The sequence below is a fragment of the Halomonas sp. H33-56 genome (genome assembly GCF_040147035.1).
GTDB lineage: Bacteria > Pseudomonadota > Gammaproteobacteria > Pseudomonadales > Halomonadaceae > Halomonas > Halomonas litopenaei.
The window spans coordinates 1393530-1412834 of sequence record NZ_JAMSHP010000001.1 but is presented as its reverse complement, the minus strand read 5'-3'; the positions used below and the strand labels follow the sequence as shown (position 1 = coordinate 1412834).

At 60.3% G+C, this 19305-nt stretch carries 16 protein-coding genes; 11 read left to right on the top strand and 5 right to left on the bottom strand.

The window, feature by feature from the left end; genetic code table 11:
* The first annotated feature begins 188 nt into the window (after positions 1 to 188).
* The 6 genes from NFH98_RS06310 to NFH98_RS06285 all read left to right on the top strand — a co-directional run bounded on the left by NFH98_RS06310 (position 189) and on the right by NFH98_RS06285 (position 6247).
* Positions 189 to 1094 carry a LysR substrate-binding domain-containing protein gene (locus NFH98_RS06310; protein WP_287165748.1) on the top strand — a complete coding sequence of 302 codons (906 nt, stop codon included), beginning with the start codon at positions 189 to 191 and terminating at the stop codon, positions 1092 to 1094.
* A gap of 306 nt (positions 1095 to 1400) precedes the next feature.
* Complete coding sequence (locus NFH98_RS06305) at positions 1401 to 1835, top strand: hypothetical protein (RefSeq protein ID WP_045990950.1); 435 nt, start codon at positions 1401 to 1403, stop codon at positions 1833 to 1835.
* A 435-nt stretch (positions 1836 to 2270) separates the two neighbouring features.
* Complete coding sequence (locus NFH98_RS06300) at positions 2271 to 2465, top strand: hypothetical protein (protein ID WP_222515375.1); 195 nt, start codon at positions 2271 to 2273, stop codon at positions 2463 to 2465.
* 243 nt (positions 2466 to 2708) lie between these two features.
* Positions 2709 to 3851, top strand: coding sequence for a TauD/TfdA family dioxygenase (locus NFH98_RS06295; RefSeq protein WP_222515376.1), 1143 nt, complete (start codon positions 2709 to 2711; stop codon positions 3849 to 3851).
* Entirely contained in the window at positions 3852 to 4439 is a 588-nt protein-coding gene (locus tag NFH98_RS06290; RefSeq protein ID WP_348827791.1) for an HD domain-containing protein, read from the top strand. It begins immediately after the preceding gene.
* A gap of 170 nt (positions 4440 to 4609) precedes the next feature.
* Positions 4610 to 6247 (top strand): BCCT family transporter, encoded by a 1638-nt coding sequence (locus tag NFH98_RS06285; protein WP_181248556.1) that lies wholly within the window; start codon positions 4610 to 4612, stop codon positions 6245 to 6247.
* A 179-nt stretch (positions 6248 to 6426) separates the two neighbouring features.
* Here the strand turns inward: NFH98_RS06285 and NFH98_RS06280 are convergent, their stop codons facing one another.
* The 4 genes from NFH98_RS06280 to NFH98_RS06265 all read right to left on the bottom strand — a co-directional run bounded on the left by NFH98_RS06280 (position 6427) and on the right by NFH98_RS06265 (position 11959).
* On the bottom strand, positions 6427 to 7344 hold the full coding sequence (locus tag NFH98_RS06280) for a LysR substrate-binding domain-containing protein (protein ID WP_349622348.1): 918 nt from the start codon (positions 7342 to 7344) through the stop codon (positions 6427 to 6429).
* A gap of 362 nt (positions 7345 to 7706) precedes the next feature.
* The gene (locus NFH98_RS06275; protein WP_348827789.1) at positions 7707 to 9194 is read right to left on the bottom strand and encodes an aldehyde dehydrogenase family protein; all 1488 of its coding nucleotides are present in this window, start codon (positions 9192 to 9194) and stop codon (positions 7707 to 7709) included.
* Positions 9191 to 10300: a mandelate racemase/muconate lactonizing enzyme family protein gene (locus tag NFH98_RS06270; RefSeq protein ID WP_286984839.1), complete on the bottom strand. Its 1110-nt coding sequence runs from the start codon at positions 10298 to 10300 to the stop codon at positions 9191 to 9193. The genes NFH98_RS06275 and NFH98_RS06270 overlap by 4 nt, the downstream gene beginning before the upstream one ends.
* Entirely contained in the window at positions 10301 to 11959 is a 1659-nt protein-coding gene (locus NFH98_RS06265; protein WP_349622347.1) for a GMC family oxidoreductase, read from the bottom strand.
* Positions 11960 to 12287: 328 nt separating this feature from the next.
* Between NFH98_RS06265 and NFH98_RS06260 the strand changes: the two genes are divergently transcribed.
* From NFH98_RS06260 to NFH98_RS06250, 3 genes are all read left to right on the top strand, one after another.
* Positions 12288 to 13925, top strand: coding sequence for a BCCT family transporter (locus tag NFH98_RS06260; RefSeq protein ID WP_348827787.1), 1638 nt, complete (start codon positions 12288 to 12290; stop codon positions 13923 to 13925).
* Positions 13926 to 14029: 104 nt separating this feature from the next.
* Positions 14030 to 14674, top strand: coding sequence for a GntR family transcriptional regulator (locus tag NFH98_RS06255; RefSeq protein WP_213228402.1), 645 nt, complete (start codon positions 14030 to 14032; stop codon positions 14672 to 14674).
* Between the two features lie 223 nt (positions 14675 to 14897).
* Positions 14898 to 16487, top strand: a complete 1590-nt coding sequence (locus tag NFH98_RS06250) for an ABC-F family ATPase (RefSeq protein ID WP_124802350.1) — start codon at positions 14898 to 14900, stop codon at positions 16485 to 16487.
* A 191-nt stretch (positions 16488 to 16678) separates the two neighbouring features.
* Here NFH98_RS06250 and NFH98_RS06245 read toward each other — a convergent pair whose 3' ends face one another.
* Entirely contained in the window at positions 16679 to 17566 is an 888-nt protein-coding gene (locus tag NFH98_RS06245; RefSeq protein WP_124802352.1) for an AraC family transcriptional regulator, read from the bottom strand.
* 128 nt (positions 17567 to 17694) lie between these two features.
* Between NFH98_RS06245 and NFH98_RS06240 the strand changes: the two genes are divergently transcribed.
* Both NFH98_RS06240 and NFH98_RS06235 read left to right on the top strand, forming a co-directional pair.
* Complete coding sequence (locus NFH98_RS06240) at positions 17695 to 18705, top strand: SDR family oxidoreductase (RefSeq protein ID WP_349622346.1); 1011 nt, start codon at positions 17695 to 17697, stop codon at positions 18703 to 18705.
* A 48-nt stretch (positions 18706 to 18753) separates the two neighbouring features.
* Positions 18754 to 19239 (top strand): hypothetical protein, encoded by a 486-nt coding sequence (locus NFH98_RS06235; RefSeq protein ID WP_348827786.1) that lies wholly within the window; start codon positions 18754 to 18756, stop codon positions 19237 to 19239.
* Positions 19240 to 19305: the final 66 nt, after the last annotated feature.

Below are 19305 nucleotides of genomic sequence, written 5' to 3'. Positions count from 1 at the left end.
GTTTTACCGGACCTCCATGCCGGAACCAGTGTCGATTGCTGCGTAGATGTGCCCGAACGGTGCCCTGGCAATGGCCTGAAAAACATCTGACCGGCCATTGCTGGCGTATATCTGCAGACGGTATCGACCTCAACGGTAGTCCCTCGACTGCGGTAGAATGGCGTTTTTTACGCTGGAGTCAGCGTTCGATGAAGGCCCGTCATCTCCCCTCGACCACCACGCTTCAGTGTTTCGAAGCCGCCGCCCGGCACCTGAGTTTCACCCGGGCGGCGGATGAGCTGAGCATCACCCAGAGCGCCATCAGCAAGCAGGTGGCCCAGCTCGAGGACTACCTTCAGCACAAGCTCTTCCGTCGACTCAGGCGCACCCTGGTGCTGACGCCGGAGGGCTCGCTGTACCTGACCGAGGTGCGCAAGATCCTGGCCCACCTCGAGATGTCGGCCAACGCCATCATGACCTACAGCGGCCACGGTGACGTGCTCAAGGTGGCCACGCTTCCCACCTTCGGCACGCGCTGGCTGTCGTTGCAGCTACCGGCCTTCTTCGAGGCTCACCCCGGTATCACCCTGCACCTGTCCGACCGCGTGGAGACCTTCGATCTGGAAAACGAAGGCATCGACGTAGCGATCTTCCACGGCCACGGCAGCTGGCCCAACCTCGAATGTCACAAGCTGTTCGAGGAAGAGGTAATGGCAGTCGGCGCACCCGGCTACCTGGCGCGCCAGCGCATCGACAGCCCCGCCGATCTGGCCAACTGCCGGCTGCTGCACCTGTCGACCCGCCCCGACGCCTGGCACCGCTGGTTCGACGAACAGGGTATTCGCACCGATCGCAGCTACCACGGCATCCGCTTCGAGACCTTTCAGACGCTGATTCGCACGGTCATGGCCGGCGGCGGCCTTGCCCTGATTCCACGCTTCATGATCGACCATGAACTAGAAGCCGGCGCCCTGGTCCCCGCCTGGCCCACCCTGTTGCGCGGTCCCAACGCCTACTACCTGGTCTATCCCGAGCACCTGGGAGAGCTCGCCAAGGTGCGCCAGTTCGTCGACCACCTCAAAGGCTGCGCCGCACCACAGGCCCCACCCGAGTAGGCCCGGTCATAGCAGTCCCCGCCCGAGTAAGCCCCCCGCGAGTAGTCCCCGTCCGAGCTAGCTCCGCCCGAGTAAGCCCCATCCGAGTAGGCCCGATCTAAGTAGCCCCCGTCCGAACAGCTACCAGGGGCGTCGCCGGCTGAGCCCCTCCGTTTTCGGTGGCTCGGCAAATGGCCTGGCCCCTTCGCTGCTCCTGCACGAAAAGTTTTCTTCTGGTTGTAAGGTCCCGCTTTCAGATGCGACACAGCCCCCCACGGCGCTCGCCCATCGAGCGCCATCCCCTAGAAGACGACCAAGGAAGCTCAGATGCACACTGAAGGAAACGAGATGGCGGGCCTCAAGGGCGGGCTGCTGGCGATGCGTATCGGCATCTTTCTGGTACTGCTGGTCTGGACCCTGAGCAAGTTCATCAATCCAAGCCAGGGCAGCGGGATCATGGACAAGTACTTCGGCATCGCCGGCGTCGGCACCGCCGTCGTGGTGGCGCTAGGTGTGCTCGAACTGGTGCTGATCCTGGCCTTCGTCAGCGGCAGCTTCAAGCGCATAAGCTATGGTGGCGTGCTGCTGGTACACGGCGTCTCGACACTGGTGACTATCCCGGCGATGGTGACCGATCCCTTCGGCCATATGCTGTTCTTCGCCGCCCTGCCGATGCTGGCCGCCTGCTACACCCTCTATCGACTGCGCGACCACGACACCCTGCTGACCCTGGAACGCCCGGCGCCCCTCGCCACCGCCTGAGGCGACGTCGCCAGAACAGACGCGCCCCCGATGAGCAACCACTTGCTCACCGGGGGGCATCTAGGCCATCAGCATACCCAAGCCCCCTTTTCGCTAGCGACGTCAGCAGGGCTACACCAGCCCGACGAGAGAAAGACCGCCCATCCTCCCCCCTCATTGACAGCCGGTCACCTGCGGGATAGGTTGTAACCAGCGCCGATTTGAATCTCAGCTTGCGGGCGCTTTAAAAAATGCAGCTAAAGCGACGCCAGAGGCCCGCTTTAGCTATTGCTGAGCGGGTTTTTTGTTGCCCGAACACTTTTTATTACCGAACAACGTAACGCCGCCGATTTAAGCACCAACTTGCGGGCGGAATACAAGTGCAGCTAAAGCGGCGTGCGACTCCTAACCCCTGGGTCGGCGCTTGCCGACTCACAAGGGGACCAGGATACAGACATGACCACTTCCACCCGCCCTGCTCGCAGCCTCACCACCTCTTCCAAGCCGTCCGCCCAACTCAAGACACTGTGTCTGACACAGGACGATCTGGTGCGCGCGGAATTTCGCAACGACGTGATTCTTGCGGGTCTCGACAGCCGCTTACGCCCCCCCCTCGCGCCACCATTCACGCCAAGGCTCGACACCGGATAACACTCGCGACAACTGGCGGCCGTAGAGAGCTGTCGCCTGGAGCCAAATCCAGGTTAGCTTGACGGCCATGAACCCCTCTGCGCGTATTACAGCGTCTACCTCAGGCGTCCGGTACTGCCGGGCGCTTTGCCATCACGGGTATAAAGAAAATGCATGGTGGAGGATAAGCCAGCGCCTCTACTCCTTCGCCGGGAGATGGCTCAGCATGCGCGCCGAACGCTTGCCAGACACCGGAGACCCGCGATGCGAAAGCCAACCTCCCGCCCTGAGTTCGTCATCCAAGAACAGCCCCCGGCCATCGTTGTCATCGACGGCCAGCAGTCCCGCGAAATCAGCCCGCTGTGGCTGCGCGAACGCACCCAGGCGCCGGATCAACTGGAGCCGATGACCCAGCAACGGCTGTTCGACTCCCATGCCATCGACGCGAATCTGGCGCTGACCCAGGCGACCCAGGTCGATGAGCAGCATGTGGCGCTGGCCTTCAGCGACGGCCATCGCGAGACCTACGATCTGCGCGTCCTGGCCGAGGAACTCGGTGAAAGCGAGCTGTTTCCGGCCGCCGAACCCTGGGACGCCTCGCTCGATCAGAACAAGGTGCGCTTTGACTGGACCCAGGTGCTTGACGACCCCGACGTCTTTCGCGAGTCACTGGATGCCTATCTACGCTACGGCTATCTGGTGCTTTACAAGGTACCCACCGACCCGGAACGCATCCTTCAGGTCGGCAGCCACTATGGCTACGTCAAGGAAACCAACTTCGGTCGCTATTTCGAGGTCTATTCACGCCCCAGCGGCAATGACCTGGCCTATCGCAGCGTGGCGCTTGGTCCCCACACCGACAACCCCTACCGCAACCCGGTGCCGGGTATCCAGCTGCTGCACTGTCTGGTCAACGAGACCAGCGGCGGCCTGTCCACCCTGGTCGACAGCCTCAAGGTTCTCGAGCGGCTACGCCAGGAGACCCCCGAGGGCTACGAGCTACTGAAACATACCCCGGTACGCTTTCGCTTCGTCGACGCCGGCACCCAGCTGGTGACCCAGCGCACCATGATCCAGACCGATGACGACGGTCGCCCCACCGGCGTTCACTACAGCCCGCGCCTGGATGGCCTGCCGCTGCTCTCCGACGCCGAGACACGGCTGTTCCACCGCGCCCGCCAGCGCCTTGGCGAGCTGTTTGCCGACCCGACCTACGAGGTACGCTTCGCGCTCGGCGCCGGCGAACTGATGCTGTTCGACAACAGTCGCGTACTACACGGCCGCACCAGCTATGACAGCAACGAAGGACAGCGCCACCTGCAGGGTTGCTACCTGGATACCGACGGCCCGCGGGAGCGTTTCGCCAGTCTCTTGAAGCAACATGCGTCCATCGAGGAGGTCGCCTGAATGGAAACGGTCACGTTTCGCCAGATGAAGGACGGGACTCGGGAGGAATACGTCTTTCTCGAGCAACTCGAAGATAACTTCAACCAGGGGTTGGTCGACCGCCTGCTGGACGCGCTGCGCCGACTCGAGAACAGCCTGAGCGGCTACCAGGTGACGCGTCTGGAACACTCGCTGCAGTCGGCGGCACGGGCCGAAGCCGACGGTGCCGACGAGGACATGATCGTGGCCGCGCTGCTGCACGATCTCGGTGACGACCTGGCACCCTACAACCACTCCCAGCTGGCCGCCGCCATCATCCGGCCCTATGTGCGCGCCGAAGTGACCTGGGTGATCCATCACCACGGGCTGTTTCAAAAAGTGTACTATGCGCACCACTTCGGAGAGGATCCGCACGAACGCGATCGCTACCGGGACCATCCCTGGTACCAGAGTTGCGTGGACTTCTGTGAACGCTACGATCAGGCGGCGTTCGATCCGGACTATCCGACGCCACCACTGGAACACTTCGAGCCCATGCTGCGGCGCATCTTCGCTCGCCAGCCCTTCGATCCGGAGGTGATCGGCGAGGAGCATCCGCTGGAGCCATGAGCCACAGGTCTGACGCGGCGGCTCGCCCCGAGCCGCCGCGCCGACAAGGCCGCTCACGGTAGCGGCAGCGGGATCGCCGGCCCGAGGTCCGGCTCAAGAGGACACAGACTATCGCTACTCCAGAATCATCTTCCCCGGGGTCTCCCTCCGACGACAATCCCCACGCGGTGATGGGCACCGACTACAAGGTGACCGAACTCGAACAACGCGGCCCCTTCCAGGGCATGCACCGCGGCATGACGATCACGTCAGGGGCACTGATCCTGCTCTTCGTACTGTTCACCGGTCTCAGTTCCGACACCGCCGCCGTGGTCTTCGGCACCGCACGCGCCTGGATCGAGGGCACCTTCAGCGGCTACTACCTGGTGACCGTGGTCGCCCTGCTGGTGGTCTGCGCCTTTATCGTCTGCAGTCGCTACGGCAGCATTCGCCTGGGCACCGACGACAGCCGACCGGAGTTCAGCAACTTCGCCTGGTTCTCGATGCTGTTCTCCGCCGGCATCGGTATCGGCATCCTGTTCTTCGGTGTCGCCGAGCCGATCTTCTATCTCGATAATACCGACTCCTTCGGCTACCCCAACAACCCCCACGCCGACATGGCCGGGGCCACCGCCATCGGGCATGAGCGCGCCATCGACGCGCTGCGGGTGACGGTCTTCCATTGGGGGCTGCACGGCTGGGCGATCTACGTCATCGTCGGCATGTCGCTGGCCTACTTCGCCTACCGCAAGGGCCTGCCGCTGGCGTTAAGATCGGCGCTTTACCCCTTTATCGGCGATCGCATCTTCGGGCCCGCCGGGCATCTGTTCGACATCTTCGGCGTGCTGGGCTGCGTGTTTGGTGTGGCCACCTCGCTGGGACTCGGCGTCAGCCAGATGGGCGTGGGACTGGAAAAGCTGTTCGGCATCGACGATGGCCTGCCGACCCAACTGGTGCTGATCGCGGTGATCTCGACGCTATCGATCATCTCGGTAGTCAGCGGCGTGCAGAAGGGCATCCGCATCATCTCGGTGCTCAACATCTGGGTATCCGCGGTCGTGATCGGCATCTTCCTGTTCGGCGGGCCGACCCTGTGGCTGATCCAGACCTTCGGCGAGACGCTGGCGGACTACGCCACCGAGGTCATTCCCATGGGCCTGTGGTACGCCGAGCAATCCGGTACCAGCGAATGGCAGCAGGCCTGGACCATCTTCTACTGGGGCTGGTGGCTCGCCTGGGCTCCCTTCGTCGGGCTGTTCATCGCTCGCATCTCCAAGGGCCGCACCCTGCGCGAATTCGTCCTCGGTGTGCTGCTGGTACCGACGCTGCTGGCCTTTGTCTGGCTGGTCATCTTCGGCGGCAACGCCATCCACCAGGAGCTGAACGCCGCCGGTGGCGCTGGCACTGCCGGCATCATGGAGATGGTGCGCGCCTGGGATCTGCCGTCTGCGCTGTTCGCCACCGCGGACGGGATCGTCGGCTCTGGCGTCTTCGGCTGGGTGCTGTCGGCCATGATGGTGTTCCTGCTGATGAGCTGGTTCATCACCTCATCCGACTCCGGCACCCTGGTGCTGACCACCATCCTGTCGCTGGGCGATGACGATCCGCCCAAGCTGTTCCGCGTCTTCTGGGGTGTGGTGATCGGCCTGGTGGCCGCCGTGCTGCTGGTGGTCGGTGGGCTTTCCGCCCTGCAGACCGCCCTGATCGCTGCCGCCCTGCCGGTCAGCGTGGTCATCCTGGTCATGACCCTCGGCGTGCTGCTCTCGCTGTTCCGCGAACCGGGCGATCCCTATCGCCAAGGCTTTCGACTGCGCCCGCGCCGGCGCTGACAGGCCGCCCCGTGCCCACATCGGGCACGGGGTCCTGGGCCCCGCCTCTCTCTATCCTCGTCATCTCTCTTCCTCTCTACCTCTCTGCACCTTTGCCATCACCATGGCGAACGCATCCACGCCCAATGCATGCCCTGCTTTACGTCAGTGCGTCTTATCAGCCCCGATCTGGCGCCCCCTCAGCGTAACCGCCCCGGGTCTCCCGAGGTGGCACCCTCACCACGATGCACCGCGTCCAGCAGCCAGTCCCTGACCGGCTCCGTGACCGCGCTGCGCTGGTGCTTGACGCTCAGCCAGTAGCCATAGTCTTCCCGCGTGACCTGCGGTCCCAGGGCAGTGAGCTGGCCGGTGACCAGATACTCCTCGACCAGGTTCGACCAGCCCAGCGCCACGCCCTGATGCGCCAGCGCCGCGTTCAGCAACAGCGCGTAGTTGTGGTAGGCGAAGATATCCGCCGCCGGGGGTGGAGTGAGCCCCGCATGGCGGCACCACTGGGCCCAGTCGAGCCAGCGCGGATTCCTGATGTCCTGATGCAACAGCAAGAGCCGTGACAGGTCCTGTGCTGACAGGGGGCCTGAAAGCCCATGTGCCTGCGCGTAGTCTGGGCTGCACACCGGGAAGACCGCCTCCCGGGCCACCAACTGCCCCTCTTCCTGGGGCAGATAAGGCCCGAAACGAATCGCGATGTCGGCGGCCAGCAGCTGCGGATCGTCCGAGCGATCGATCGGCATCAGGTGAAAGCTGAAGTCGGGAAAGGCCCGCTTGAGCGCCGGTAGCCGAGGCAACAGCCACAGGTGGGTAAAACCCGCGTCGGCTGCGATGACGACCGTTGGCGCTGGCCCCTGGCCGTGGCGCACGAAGCGATCACAGGTGTCTCTGAGGGTGGTGAGACTCGGCGCCATCTCGCGGTAGAAGCGCTCGCCCTCGACGGTCAAGCTCAGCCGGCCGCCGTGCCGGTCGAACAGTACCAACCCCAGGTATTCCTCCAGCCCCCGGATTCGCTGGGAGATGGTCGGCTGGGTGGTTCGCTCGGCCTCCGCGGCGGCGGTCATGGAGCCGAGCCGGGCCGTGGCCTCGAAGGCGATCAGCGACTTCATGGAAGCGGGGTTGGGGTTCATAGGCAGAAGATGTGATGGGCCGGGTAGTTTGCAGGGACGCCCCTGGGGTGACAGACAGCGGCAGATACCACCAGCCATCCAGTGCAAGGCAGGCGGTTGGCGAGCGCGCCGCGAAGGGTGCGGTGATCTGAAGGGGATATGGTGAGGGAATCGGCAGGAAGATGCCAGGCAAGAGGGGCGCTCGGCCAAGTACCACCTGGCCGAGCGTTTGGCATGGGGAAGACGGGTGAACAGCGCTCGATACCGCACCACCACACGGGTGGCGCGGTATCATTCAGCCGTCCAGGGACGCTAGGCGCTGTCCGAAAAGTCGACGAGCGCAGGCACTTTTCAGACAAGCCCTAGAGCTTGACCGTCACGTTCTTGTTCCTCAGGTAATTGTCGAGTGCCAAAAGGCCCTTTTCTCGGCCAAACCCTGAGTGCTTGGTGCCACCGACCGGTGCGTATATTCCGCCGGCAAAGTACTGGTTGATGGTGACCTGACCTGCATCGATCTCGGCGGCAAGTCTAAGCGCCCTGGCGACATCGCGGCTGTAGACACAGGCGGCAAGGCCGTAGTCGGTGCCATTGGCAATCGAGAGGGCTTCCTCATCGCTGGCGACCACCTGTACCGCCAGGACCGGACCAAAGATCTCTTCCTGCACCAGTCGGTCATCACGCTCCAGTCGATCAATCACGGTGGGCTCAAAGAAGAGCCCCTTGCCGCTCTCAGGGTCACGGGTAACATTTCCGCCACAGCGGATGGTCAAGCCGCGCGCCTTGGCGTCATCGACGAAGGAGGCAATCTTGGCCAGGTGGCCGGCGGAGTTGATAGCGCCGATGTCTCGTCCCTTGAGGCCATGTCCCAATGTCAGCTCCGCCACTCGCGGCAGAAAGGCCTGCATGAAGGCTTCGTGCTGGGACTCGTGGATCACCAGGCGTGAACCGGCGGTGCATACCTGGCCGGCGTTGTAGTAGATCGCCCAGACCATGTCCTCGGCGACCTTGTCGATATCGGCGTCGGCCAGCACCACGGCAGGGGACTTGCCGCCCAACTCCAGCAGCACGCTGGAAACATTGTCGGCAGCCGACTTCATTACCTGCTTCCCGGTCGCAACCGAACCGGTAAAGGTCACGTGCTGAACCAGACGATGGGACGTCAGGGCATCGCCAATATCGTGACCATAGCCGGTCACGACATTGACCACACCGTCGGGCAGGCCGGCTTCGCTGAACAAGGCCGCCATGACCAGCGTGGACAGCGACGTCAGCTCGGACGGTTTGACGACCGCGGTACAGCCGGCCGCCAGTGCCGGGGCGATCCCGCGTACGGCGGTCAACAGCGGAAAGTTCCACGGAGCGACGTGGGCGGTCACCCCCACCGGCTCGCGGCGATTGATCGAGACAAACCCGTCGCCCAGGGGGGTGGTGCTTCCCGCGATCTTGTCGGCTAGCCCTGCATAGTAGGCGAGCTGTGACGCTGCCCCCTGAATATCAGCTTCGGCCTCGGCGTAGGGTTTGCCCGAATCCAGACACTCGATGACCGAGAGCAGTTCGCTATTGCGGCGCACCGTGTCGGCGAGACGAAAGAGGTGCTCGGCCCGGTCGGCAGGCGCAAGGCGGCGCCAGTGTTCGAAGGCACGCTGGCTGCCGGTTACTGCAGCCTCGACGTCTTCCGGGGTGCCCCTGGCGATGTGCGCAATCGTGCTCTCGCTGCCGGGATCGGTAACCTCGATAGTCTCGCCCGAGGTAGACGTATGCCACCGCCCGTCAATGAAGTGCTGCGGCGTAAGGTGCGGCGTCGGATCGATCACGCCGGCTTTCTCGCAAAGAGTCTTGAGTGCTGTCATGTCAATTCGCTCGCTCGGTAGTGGGCGGATTCCAGCCAGTCCTGGCGCACGCGGATGCCCCAGCCTGGCTCGTCGGGGATGGCAACCTTGCCATCCTTGGCCACCGGGAAGTTGTCATAGATGCCGTACTGCCAGGGATAGTAGTCGTCTTCCTCGATGGAAAACTCGAGATAAGGGCCAGCATTGTCGATGGCCCCTTGAAGGTGCAGGGTGAAGATGGTCACCAGGCTGAGATTCGCGGTGTGAGGGGTCACGACACGCCCAGCCTTGCGGGCCATTTCCACCACCTGAAGGGTGCGTGTGATGCCGCCCATGTAGCAGATGTCTGGCTGCAGCACGTCGACCACGCGGTCATCGATCATCTTCTGCCAGGCCGGCAGATAGTGATCCTGCTCGCCGCCTGTCACGTCCAGCGACAGCGCGGCCGTGACCTGGCGAGTCCACTCCATTTCCCAATAGGGGCAGGGTTCTTCGAAATGCTGGATGCCATTGTCCTGCAGAAGACGCCCTACCTCGATGGCGCGCTCCGGTCGAAAGCAGCTGTTGGCGTCGGCCAGCAGGTCGACGTCAGGCCCCATGGCTCGACGAATGGTCGGGATGATCGCCTCCGTGCGCCCCGGCCATTCATCCTGGTTACGACCGCACTCGGCGCCCACACGAAACTTGAAAGCGTCATAGCCGTGGCGATCACGCAAGCGTAGAAAGCGTTCAGCTTCCTGCTCGGGGGTAATGTCGCGCTTCATGCTGGAGGCATAGACCCTGAGCGGTCGAACCGTACCACCGAGTAGCTCGCAGACCGTCTTGTCATGAGCCTTGCCGAGCCAGTCCCACAGCGCCGTCTCGACACCGCACAGCGCGCGATAGAGATACGAGCCCAGAAACTTGTGCTGACGTTCCAGCACCAAGGCCACGCTGTCAGCGATATCATCAATCCCGTTGATGTCGCGCCCCTCGAACCAGGGAACCACCTGACGATGCATGATCTCGACACTGATGTCGGCGTTGTAGGTGGACACCTGGCCCACGCCCTGGCTGCCGTCGGCCATGGTGACGCGGACGATACCAACGTCCTCGCTGTAGAAAGATTCGACCTTCTTGATTTTCATCTAAGTGTTCCAGGACTGGCGAATGATGTCGGCGGCCACCTCGGCCACCATCAGGGTGGGGGCCTGGGTATTGCTGGAGGTAATGTTGGGAAAGATGGACGCATCGACGACCCTCAGGCCCTCGGCTCCGTGAACCTTGAGTGACGGGTCGACGACCGAATTCTCGAGCCGGGTACCCATGGCGCAGCTTCCACAGAGGTGGTAGATCGACCCGCACGACGCCCGGAAGTCGTCGAGAATGGCCTCGTCACTGTGCATATCGGCGTATCCGCGGTGATCGACCAGGATGTCCTTGAGCGGCCCCGCGCTGGCCAGACTGCGAACCTGACGAAAGGCCGCGAGCAGTTCTGCCTTGTCACGAGCATCGGACAGGTAGCGATTGTGAATCGCCGGCGCATCGTCGGGGTCAGCGCTCTTCAGCGTCACGGAGCCGCGACTGTAGGGTCGGCAGACATTGTAGAAAAGCGACACCTCGGCGTGCCGATGCAACACCAGGCGCCCCCCGGCCTCTTCCGGCAGGGCGTAGGAGATGGGATTGAAGAACACCTGAGCCTTGGCGTGACCATCGCCACTCTCTTGCACCGGGTGCTCCCCGTGACCCGACACCCCTGTCCCCTCGAGGGGGACAAAGGCGCCAGCGTGCTTGACGCCAAAGGCCAAGGGACCCTGGCGGCGACTCACGTAGTCCCAGCCAGCCCGCAACTTGCCCGTCAGCCGGCCAAGCGTCACGTTGAGTGTCGGCTCGCGACTCTCGAAGAACAGACTGCCGCACAAATGATCCTGCAGATTCTGCCCAACCCTGGGGTTGTCGATGACACTGTCGATGCCCAGTCGCGCCAACGCCTTGGCGTCACCAACGCCAGAAAGCTGCAACAACTTCGGGGAATCCACCGCTCCGGCACACAGGATTACCTCCTGACGGGCCTTGATCGTGCGTCGTTCGCCACCGCACGCGACCTCGACACCGACGGCACGTCGCCCCTCGAACACCAGTCGCCTCGCCTGGGTCTGCGTCATCAGCGACAGATTCGAGCGCTTCAGCGCCGGGGTCAGGTATTCCCGAGCGCTCGATGAACGCAGGCCGGCCCGAACATTCATGTCGTAGAAGCCATAGCCATCCAGGCGCTCGCCGTTGAAGTCATGATTATTCGGCAGTCCAGACGCGTCACAGGCAGCGAAGAAGGCATGGCAAAGCTCGGGGGCACTATCCCGGGTGGAAAGGACCCCAATGCTGCCATCACGACCGTGATACCTTGTGTCCTCGCTATGGTGTCGCTCCAGGCGCCGAAAATAGGGCAGGACAGCGTCATAGGACCAACGTGGAGAGCTGACCGCAGCCCAGTCATCGAAGTCTCGCCGATCACCACGCACGTAGATCATGGCGTTGATCGCACCGGAGCCACCAACCCCCTTCCCCCGGGGCTGGTAAACCCGCTGCTGCCCCAGCTCGGGCTCAGGTTCGGAGCGATAGCAGTAGTTGTAGCGAGGACTGTTGAAGTGATGGACGAACCCCGCCGGCACCGAGATTGTCGGCGTCTTGCCGCGGGCTCCTGCCTCAATCACCAGCACCTGTCGATCGCAATCCTGTGACAGCCTTTCCGCCAATACACAGCCGGCGGAGCCTGCTCCAATGATGATGATGTCGACCTCTGAAACCATGCGGGCTGCTCCAGCCAGGAAAGGTGATGACTGACCACAATCTAACATTCTAGATTTGGTGTTGTGAAGACGCGAAATAGTCATGCGCATCACAACAGCATAGACTTTTGTCGTAGCGAAAAACCTTTAACCAAAACACAACAAACCTTCATATGTTTGTTTTTTATGGAAATTAAAGGGATCACTCAGTGACATCTCTCGCTCTGACACGACATCACCTTCGCACAGCAGTTGAAAGACAACCCCTAAACTAGCATTTTAGATAGCCACAACACGCCTGCCCCCTGCTTCGACAGGGTTTTTGTTTTCACCTGCAAAGGCTTCGCCCATGCGCTATCAGAAAATAAGAAAGGAAATCGCCGGCATCGATCCAGCGGTGTTCATGCCTGCACTCCTCCTCACCCTGCTACTGGCTCTGGTCTTTTCCCTCTGGCCCGAGCAGAGCGGGAGCCTCCTCCATCAGATTCACGCCTTCACCACCAACGAACTTGGCTGGTTCTTCCTGCTGGCCACCATCGGCGCGATCAGCTTCTGCCTGTATCTGGCGATGTCGCGTTACGGCAAGGTGGTTCTGGGAGACCGCGACACTCGTCCAGAATTCTCGACCCTCACCTGGCTGGGCATGATCTTCACCTCGGGCACCGGCGGTAGCCTGCTGTACCTCAGCGCCGCCGAATGGATCTGGATCATGCAGTCGCCTCCCTTCGGCGCCGAGCCCGGTACTGCAGAGGCGGCACGCTGGGCCAGCGCGTTCGGCATGTTTCACTGGGGCCCCTCGGCATGGGCCTGGTATATCGCCTGCGCGATACCGATCGGCTATGCCATGTACGTCCGCAAGCAACGCAACCTGAAACTCAGTGAACTGACTCGCCCGGTGCTAGGGCGCTGGGCCGATGGCCTGGTCGGTCACGCCATCAACTTTCTGTATATGTTCGGCATCATCGGCGGCGTCATGACGTCGATCGCCCTTGGCACGCCGCTTATTTCGAGCACCTTCGCCTACGCATTTGGCATGCAGGCAGGCAACCCGGTACTCGACGTCTTCGTGATATTTCTGTGGACCGCCATTCCGATGATGGCGCTGATCCTCGGCCTGCAGAAAGGCGTCGCTCGCCTGTCCAATTTCAACGTCCGCCTGGATATTGCCTTGCTGGTGGGCGTCCTGGCGTGTGGCCCGCTGTCTTTCACGCTCAACCAATCGGTAGACGGGCTGGGCCTGATGCTCCAGAACTTCGTCTACATGAGCTTCGCCACAGACGTTATTCGCAATACCGGCTTTCCCCAAGCCTGGACGATCTTCTACTTCTCCTGGTGGGTCGTCTACGCCCTGCCTTACGGACTTTTCATCGCCAAGATATCGCGTGGCAGGACCATTCGGGGAATCGTCTTCGCCGGCCTGGTGGCCGGGTCGCTGGGCTGCATGGTGTTCTACATGGTCTTTCCGGCATTCGGCATCCACCTCCAGACCAGCGGCCAACTGGACCTCATCGCGGTGATGAACGAGGCGGGTCGCGGCGAGGTGGTGAAGGCCATGCTCGAGCAACTGCCTGCCGCAGGACTGTTCATCGTGGTGTTCGGTCTGGTAGCCCTGCTGTCCTATGTCAGCGGTCAATGTGCGGTCGGCTATTCACTAGCCTCGGCGACGCAAAAGACCCTGCTTCCCGAGCAGGAGGCGTCACGCTATAACGCGTCTTTCTGGCTGGTGCTGGTCGGGCTGGTCTCCACAGCGCTCTACTTCCTCAATCCAGAAAGCTTGACGCCACTACAGACGATATCGATCCTGACGGGGTTCCCGCTGTGCTTCGTCATCGCCATCGTTGGACGTAGCTTCATGCTGATGCTGAATCGGGATCTGTTCAACGAAACGGCGGTGCGAGATATCGATGGCAAGAAGTATCTAACGCCGACCACCACTGGCATCGATGCACCAGTCAATACCGGCGCAGTATCGCCAGAACTGGACTAAGTCCACGATCGACAGTAAAACACACGGGCTTGGTGTCATTGGCACCTCGCCCGTTGTCACGGCGGAACGGATACGGTCTAAAGAGCAAGAACAGGAGAAGAAGGATGGCCGACGGTGCCGAGTCGATGTCGCAGCAGGCATATACCATCATCAAGGATCGCGTCCTGAAAGGCACCTATGCCCTGGACCAGAAGATCTCGATCAAGGAATTGACCGAGGGCCTCGGGATTGGACGCAGCCCGGTAGGCGAGGCGTTGAAACGCCTGCAGCATGAAGGGCTGATCACCATTTCACCCAAGAGCGGCAACAGGATCTGGAACCCCACGCTGACCGAGCTTGAACAGCTCATGGCGTACCGAAAGATGATGGAGATTGGCGCCCTGCACATGTCTCGAGATGTGTTATCCCTCTCAGACAGTCTGTTGACCCTGTGCCATCAGATGGATGAAGCCATCTCGAAAGAAGACTGGCTGAGCTATGAAGCGTTCGACTACCAATACCACATGACCTTGATCGAATCTTCCGGCAATCAATACCTCATTGACTCCTATCGCCTGGTAGCAGACAAGATCCGCCTCGCTCGCAACAACATGACCCGCACCTTCGATCTATCCAACGCCGGCCACTACGATATTGCCAACGCCCTGAAGCGCAACACCTTCCTGGCCGAGCGGGAGCTGGACAAGCACTTGACGGTATCACGAGACCGCTTCACCCGTTTACACACGCCCACCAACACACGAGGCTAAACCGAGCCTGCCACCCCTCCCCTCTCACGACGTACCGCCAAGATTCACTCCACGTTTCAAAGGCCTTCCCTGCCCCGCCGGCCGGCAGCTGCCGGTGCCGCCCGGTTCTCGAGTAGCTAGCCACCGGGTCAGACGCGTACAATGCGCCCTCCACTTTGGTCGAAGCCCCTTGCCGTGCCGGCCCAAGTCTCTCATTCATGTTCATCCCGCGAGATACTCTGCCGTGCTCTCTACCGCCAACATCACCATGCAGTTTGGCCCCAAGCCGCTGTTTGAAAACGTTTCTGTCAAATTCGGCCAGGGCCACCGCTACGGTCTGATCGGGGCCAACGGCTGTGGCAAGTCGACCCTGATGAAGATCCTCGGGGGCGACCTCGAGCCGACCAGCGGCCAGGTGATGAAGGACGCCACCACTCGCCTGGGCAAGTTGCGCCAGGACCAGTTCGCCTTCGAGGACGAACGTGTCATCGACACCGTCATCATGGGCAACGAAGAACTGTGGAGCGTGACCGCTGAGCGCGAGCGCATCTACTCCCAGGCCGAGATGAGCGAAGAAGACGGCATGGCGGTGGCAGACCTCGAAGTCCGCTACGCCGAGCTCGACGGCTACACCGCCGAGGCTCGTGCCGGTGAGCTGCTGCTGGGTCTGGGGATTCCGCTTGAGCAGCACGACCAGCCGATGAGTGTGGTGGCACCGGGCTGGAAACTGCGCGTACTGCTCGCTCAGGCGCTGTTCAGCGACCCCGACGTGCTGCTGCTCGATGAGCCGACCAACCACCTGGACATCAACACGATTCGCTGGCTCGAGGACATTCTTCGTGCGCGCTCGTCGACCATGATCATCATCTCCCACGATCGCCACTTCCTGAACAGTGTGTGCACGCACATGGCGGATCTGGACTACGGCGAGCTGCAGCTGTTCCCCGGCAACTATGACGAGTACATGACCGCGGCCACCCAGGCGCGTGAACGTCTGCAGTCCGAAAACGCCAAGAAAAAGGCAGAAATTGCCGAGTTGAAGCAGTTCGTCAGTCGCTTCTCGGCCAATGCCTCCAAGGCCAAGCAGGCGACCTCACGCCAGCGCAGGATCGACAAGATCCAGCTCGACGAGATCAAGCCGTCATCACGGATCAGTCCGTTCATTCGCTTCGAGCAGAACAAGAAGATCCACCGCCAGGCGCTGGAAGTGGAAGCGCTGTCCAAGGCCTGGGACGACAATGTCCTGTTCGAGCGCTTCGGGTTGCGCATCGAAGCCGGAGAGCGGGTCGCCATCATCGGCCCCAACGGCATCGGCAAGACCACCCTGCTCAACTGCCTGGTCGGCGCGATGGAGCCCGATGCCGGTGAGGTCAAATGGACCGATGCCGCCGAAGTGGGCTATTTCGCCCAGGACCACGCGGCGGACTTCGAGGGGGGCGAAACCCTGTTCGAATGGATGCAGCAGTGGACCACCGCCGGTGAGCAGATCGTGCGCGGCGCCCTCGGGCGGATGCTGTTCTCCAATGATGATATCGGCAAGTCGGTGAAGGTGATTTCAGGCGGTGAACAGGGACGCATGCTGTTCGGCAAGCTCTCGCTGCAGAACCCCAACGTGCTGGTGATGGACGAGCCCACCAACCACCTCGACATGGAGTCCATCGAGGCGCTCAACCTGGCGCTCGAGCACTATCCCGGCACCCTGATCTTCGTCAGCCACGATCGCGAGTTCGTCGGCTCACTGGCCACCCGCGTCATCGAGATGAAGGACGATGGCATCGTCGACTTCAGTGGCAGCTACGACGACTACCTGCGTAGCCAGGGCGTGCTCGGATAAGTTACCACTCACACACGCAGGGCGGCGGATGCTGCCCTGCGAGCCGGATTTACCGCCTTCAGCGAGATCACCTCGTGGTCGACCCAATATCGATACCCATCGCAGCGGGCAAGACAATGGCGAGCAGGTATTACGCGCTCGGCGCCCTCGCTTGGGGCTCTCCCCCTGAAACCTGAATGCCTGCCACTTCTCTAGCCCCTGGCAAGCGCCTGGTATTGGCTCCACTGCTTGGGGGACTTTCCATACAGTCGTTTGAACTCTCGACTGAATTGCGAAGCACTTGCGTACCCGACCGCCATTGACGCTTCGCTCACGTTCATTCCCGTAGCAATCTTCATGGCGGCGCTGTTCAGCCGCATCGTTTTCACGAACTGAATGGGTGACATCGTGGTCGCCTGCTTGAATTTCCGATGAAAAACAGCACGACTCATCCCCACATACGAGACGATTTCGTCAATGGTGACAGTTTCATCGAGGCGGGACTGTAAATATTCGATGGCTCTGGCAATCTCGTTGCCGACTCCAAAAGCGAGCCTCGCCGAAGCCCCGGCATCTCCCATCAAAACGGCATAGTACAACTCGCGAAGGCGCCCTTCTCCGAGAACCTCGGTCTGCGTCTTGCTATCACCTAATTGCAACAAGCGTAACAGTGCTTCAGAAAATTCATCATCCCATCGGGCGAGAGATACGCTTTGCGACAATGAATCCCCACGAGGTTTTTCAGCCCCCGCTGCGGTGCTTTCTACCTGAATAACTATTTCTTTCATCACTTTTGTATTCAGGGAAATAGACACACCCAACAAGGGATTTTCTGGGGAGGCAGCCGGGGTACCCGCCTCGACCGGCAACGAAATGGGGCAACACATGTATTGGCTGCTGTCATACACATATCGCCTGCCATTCACGATGGCTTCCTTGGAACCGCCTACGATCGCGATCACGCTAGGTTCGTAGACGGCAGGAGTACAATGAAGCGCCTCAGTAACACGGAATATCTGAACGCCCGATACCCCCGTTTCCATCACCCCATCTTCGTGAAGCTTGCTTTCGACAAGCGCTTTTATCTTGTGCCTGCTCATTCGACAAAACTCGAATAACTTAGTGGAAGAAAGCTATCAACCAAAAGAGACAAAGTCAACGAAGTGATACGAATAGGCATGTTTTAGAGATTATCTGGTCTACATTCACGCATGGCCGAGAGTTATCATTGGCGCCACAAACTTCAGTCACTGTTTTACTAGTCGGTCTGGCTAGAATTGGAGACACGAAAATGTGTACAAAAAAAACCCTAGCGAAGGGCTGGACACCAGATCAACTCGAGTCCCTGCAGGGAAACACCTATGTAATTACTGGAGCCAACTCAGGTACGGGCTTTCAGGCGGCGCGCATTCTAGTGTCCAAAGGCGCCGGGGTGGTGATGATGAATCGTAGTGTCGAAAAATCGGAAGCAGCGATAGCAGCACTGAAACAAGAATTCGGTAGAGAGGTACAAGCAACGTTCGTTCGACTGGATCTTGCTTCGCTTGACTCGGTGCGTAAAGCATCGGCAGAAGTACTGGCAACGCTCCCCCGAATTGATGCCCTTATCTGCAACGGTGCTATTGCACAGGTCGCCAGGCAGGAATTTACTCAGGATGGTTTTGAAAGTCATCTCGGCGTAAACCACTACGGCCATTTCCTTCTTTGTGGACTGCTCTACCAGCGAATCGATGATTCGAACGGGCACATAGTCGTAGTTGGCAGTGAAGGCTACAAGATGGGCTTAAAAACCATCCAGTTCGATGATATGAACTGGAACAAGAATTACCACCCAAACAGCACTTACTGCCATAGCAAGCTAGCTCAGATGATATTTGCTTACGAGTTACAGAGAAGAACAACAGAGGCAGGGAAAAACATAAAAGTATATGTGTGCCATCCTGGTGCATCCCGGACTTCCCTGATAAACGAAAAGGCCAATGTGGCGTCACGTTTGATCTTTTCGTTGATGGCAAAATCACCGATGGTGCAAACAGCGGAAAGAGGCGCCTACCCGGAAGTGATGTGTGCCACCACTAAAAACCTCGAACAGCAAGCTTATTATGGTCCTTCCGGCTTATTTAACTGGATAGGGCCAGTCGGAAAATGTGAGATCAAACCATTTGTCTGGGACAGGGCCGTCGCCGAGAAATTATGGGCAGTCTCAGAAAAAGAAACATCTATCGGATGGCAAATATAAAAATCTCGACAAGACGAAAAAACCAGAAAAAACAAGAGAGCAAAAGCAATGCATATCATGACCCTTCCGATCGCGACGGTTCTATTCCTTGCGCCAACCATGGGGGCCAGCGATACGCTACACTTTGGCATCGGCATCGCAAATTACAACAACGAACAGCTACACTACTCGGACAAGGCATTTTACGAAAACTTCAGTGCAGAGCTTGGCGCCCACACAGACTTTGACGACTCATTCATGCTTCATCTGAATGCGCACCTGTACACATCACCCAAGGACCTGCTAGCACGTATAACTCCCATCTTCTACGCCGGCGCAGGGATCATGTTGCTCAAAGGACAAGAAGACTACGGCTTCGAGAACAAGAGCAACAATACCAACGAACGCCGGGGAGTCAGGCTTCCCATCGGCATTGAGCTGATGACGCCGATCGATATTTCAGTCTTCTCGGAGGTCGTCCCGAGCTACGTATTTTCCCCGGATGAAGATTATGAAAGCATCTTCACATCGGGAATACGCTACTACGTGTACTGACACCCTTGCCATGGCGAGTATTCAACCGGAGAGAAAGCACTCACCTTGCATGGAAGGCCATGCGTC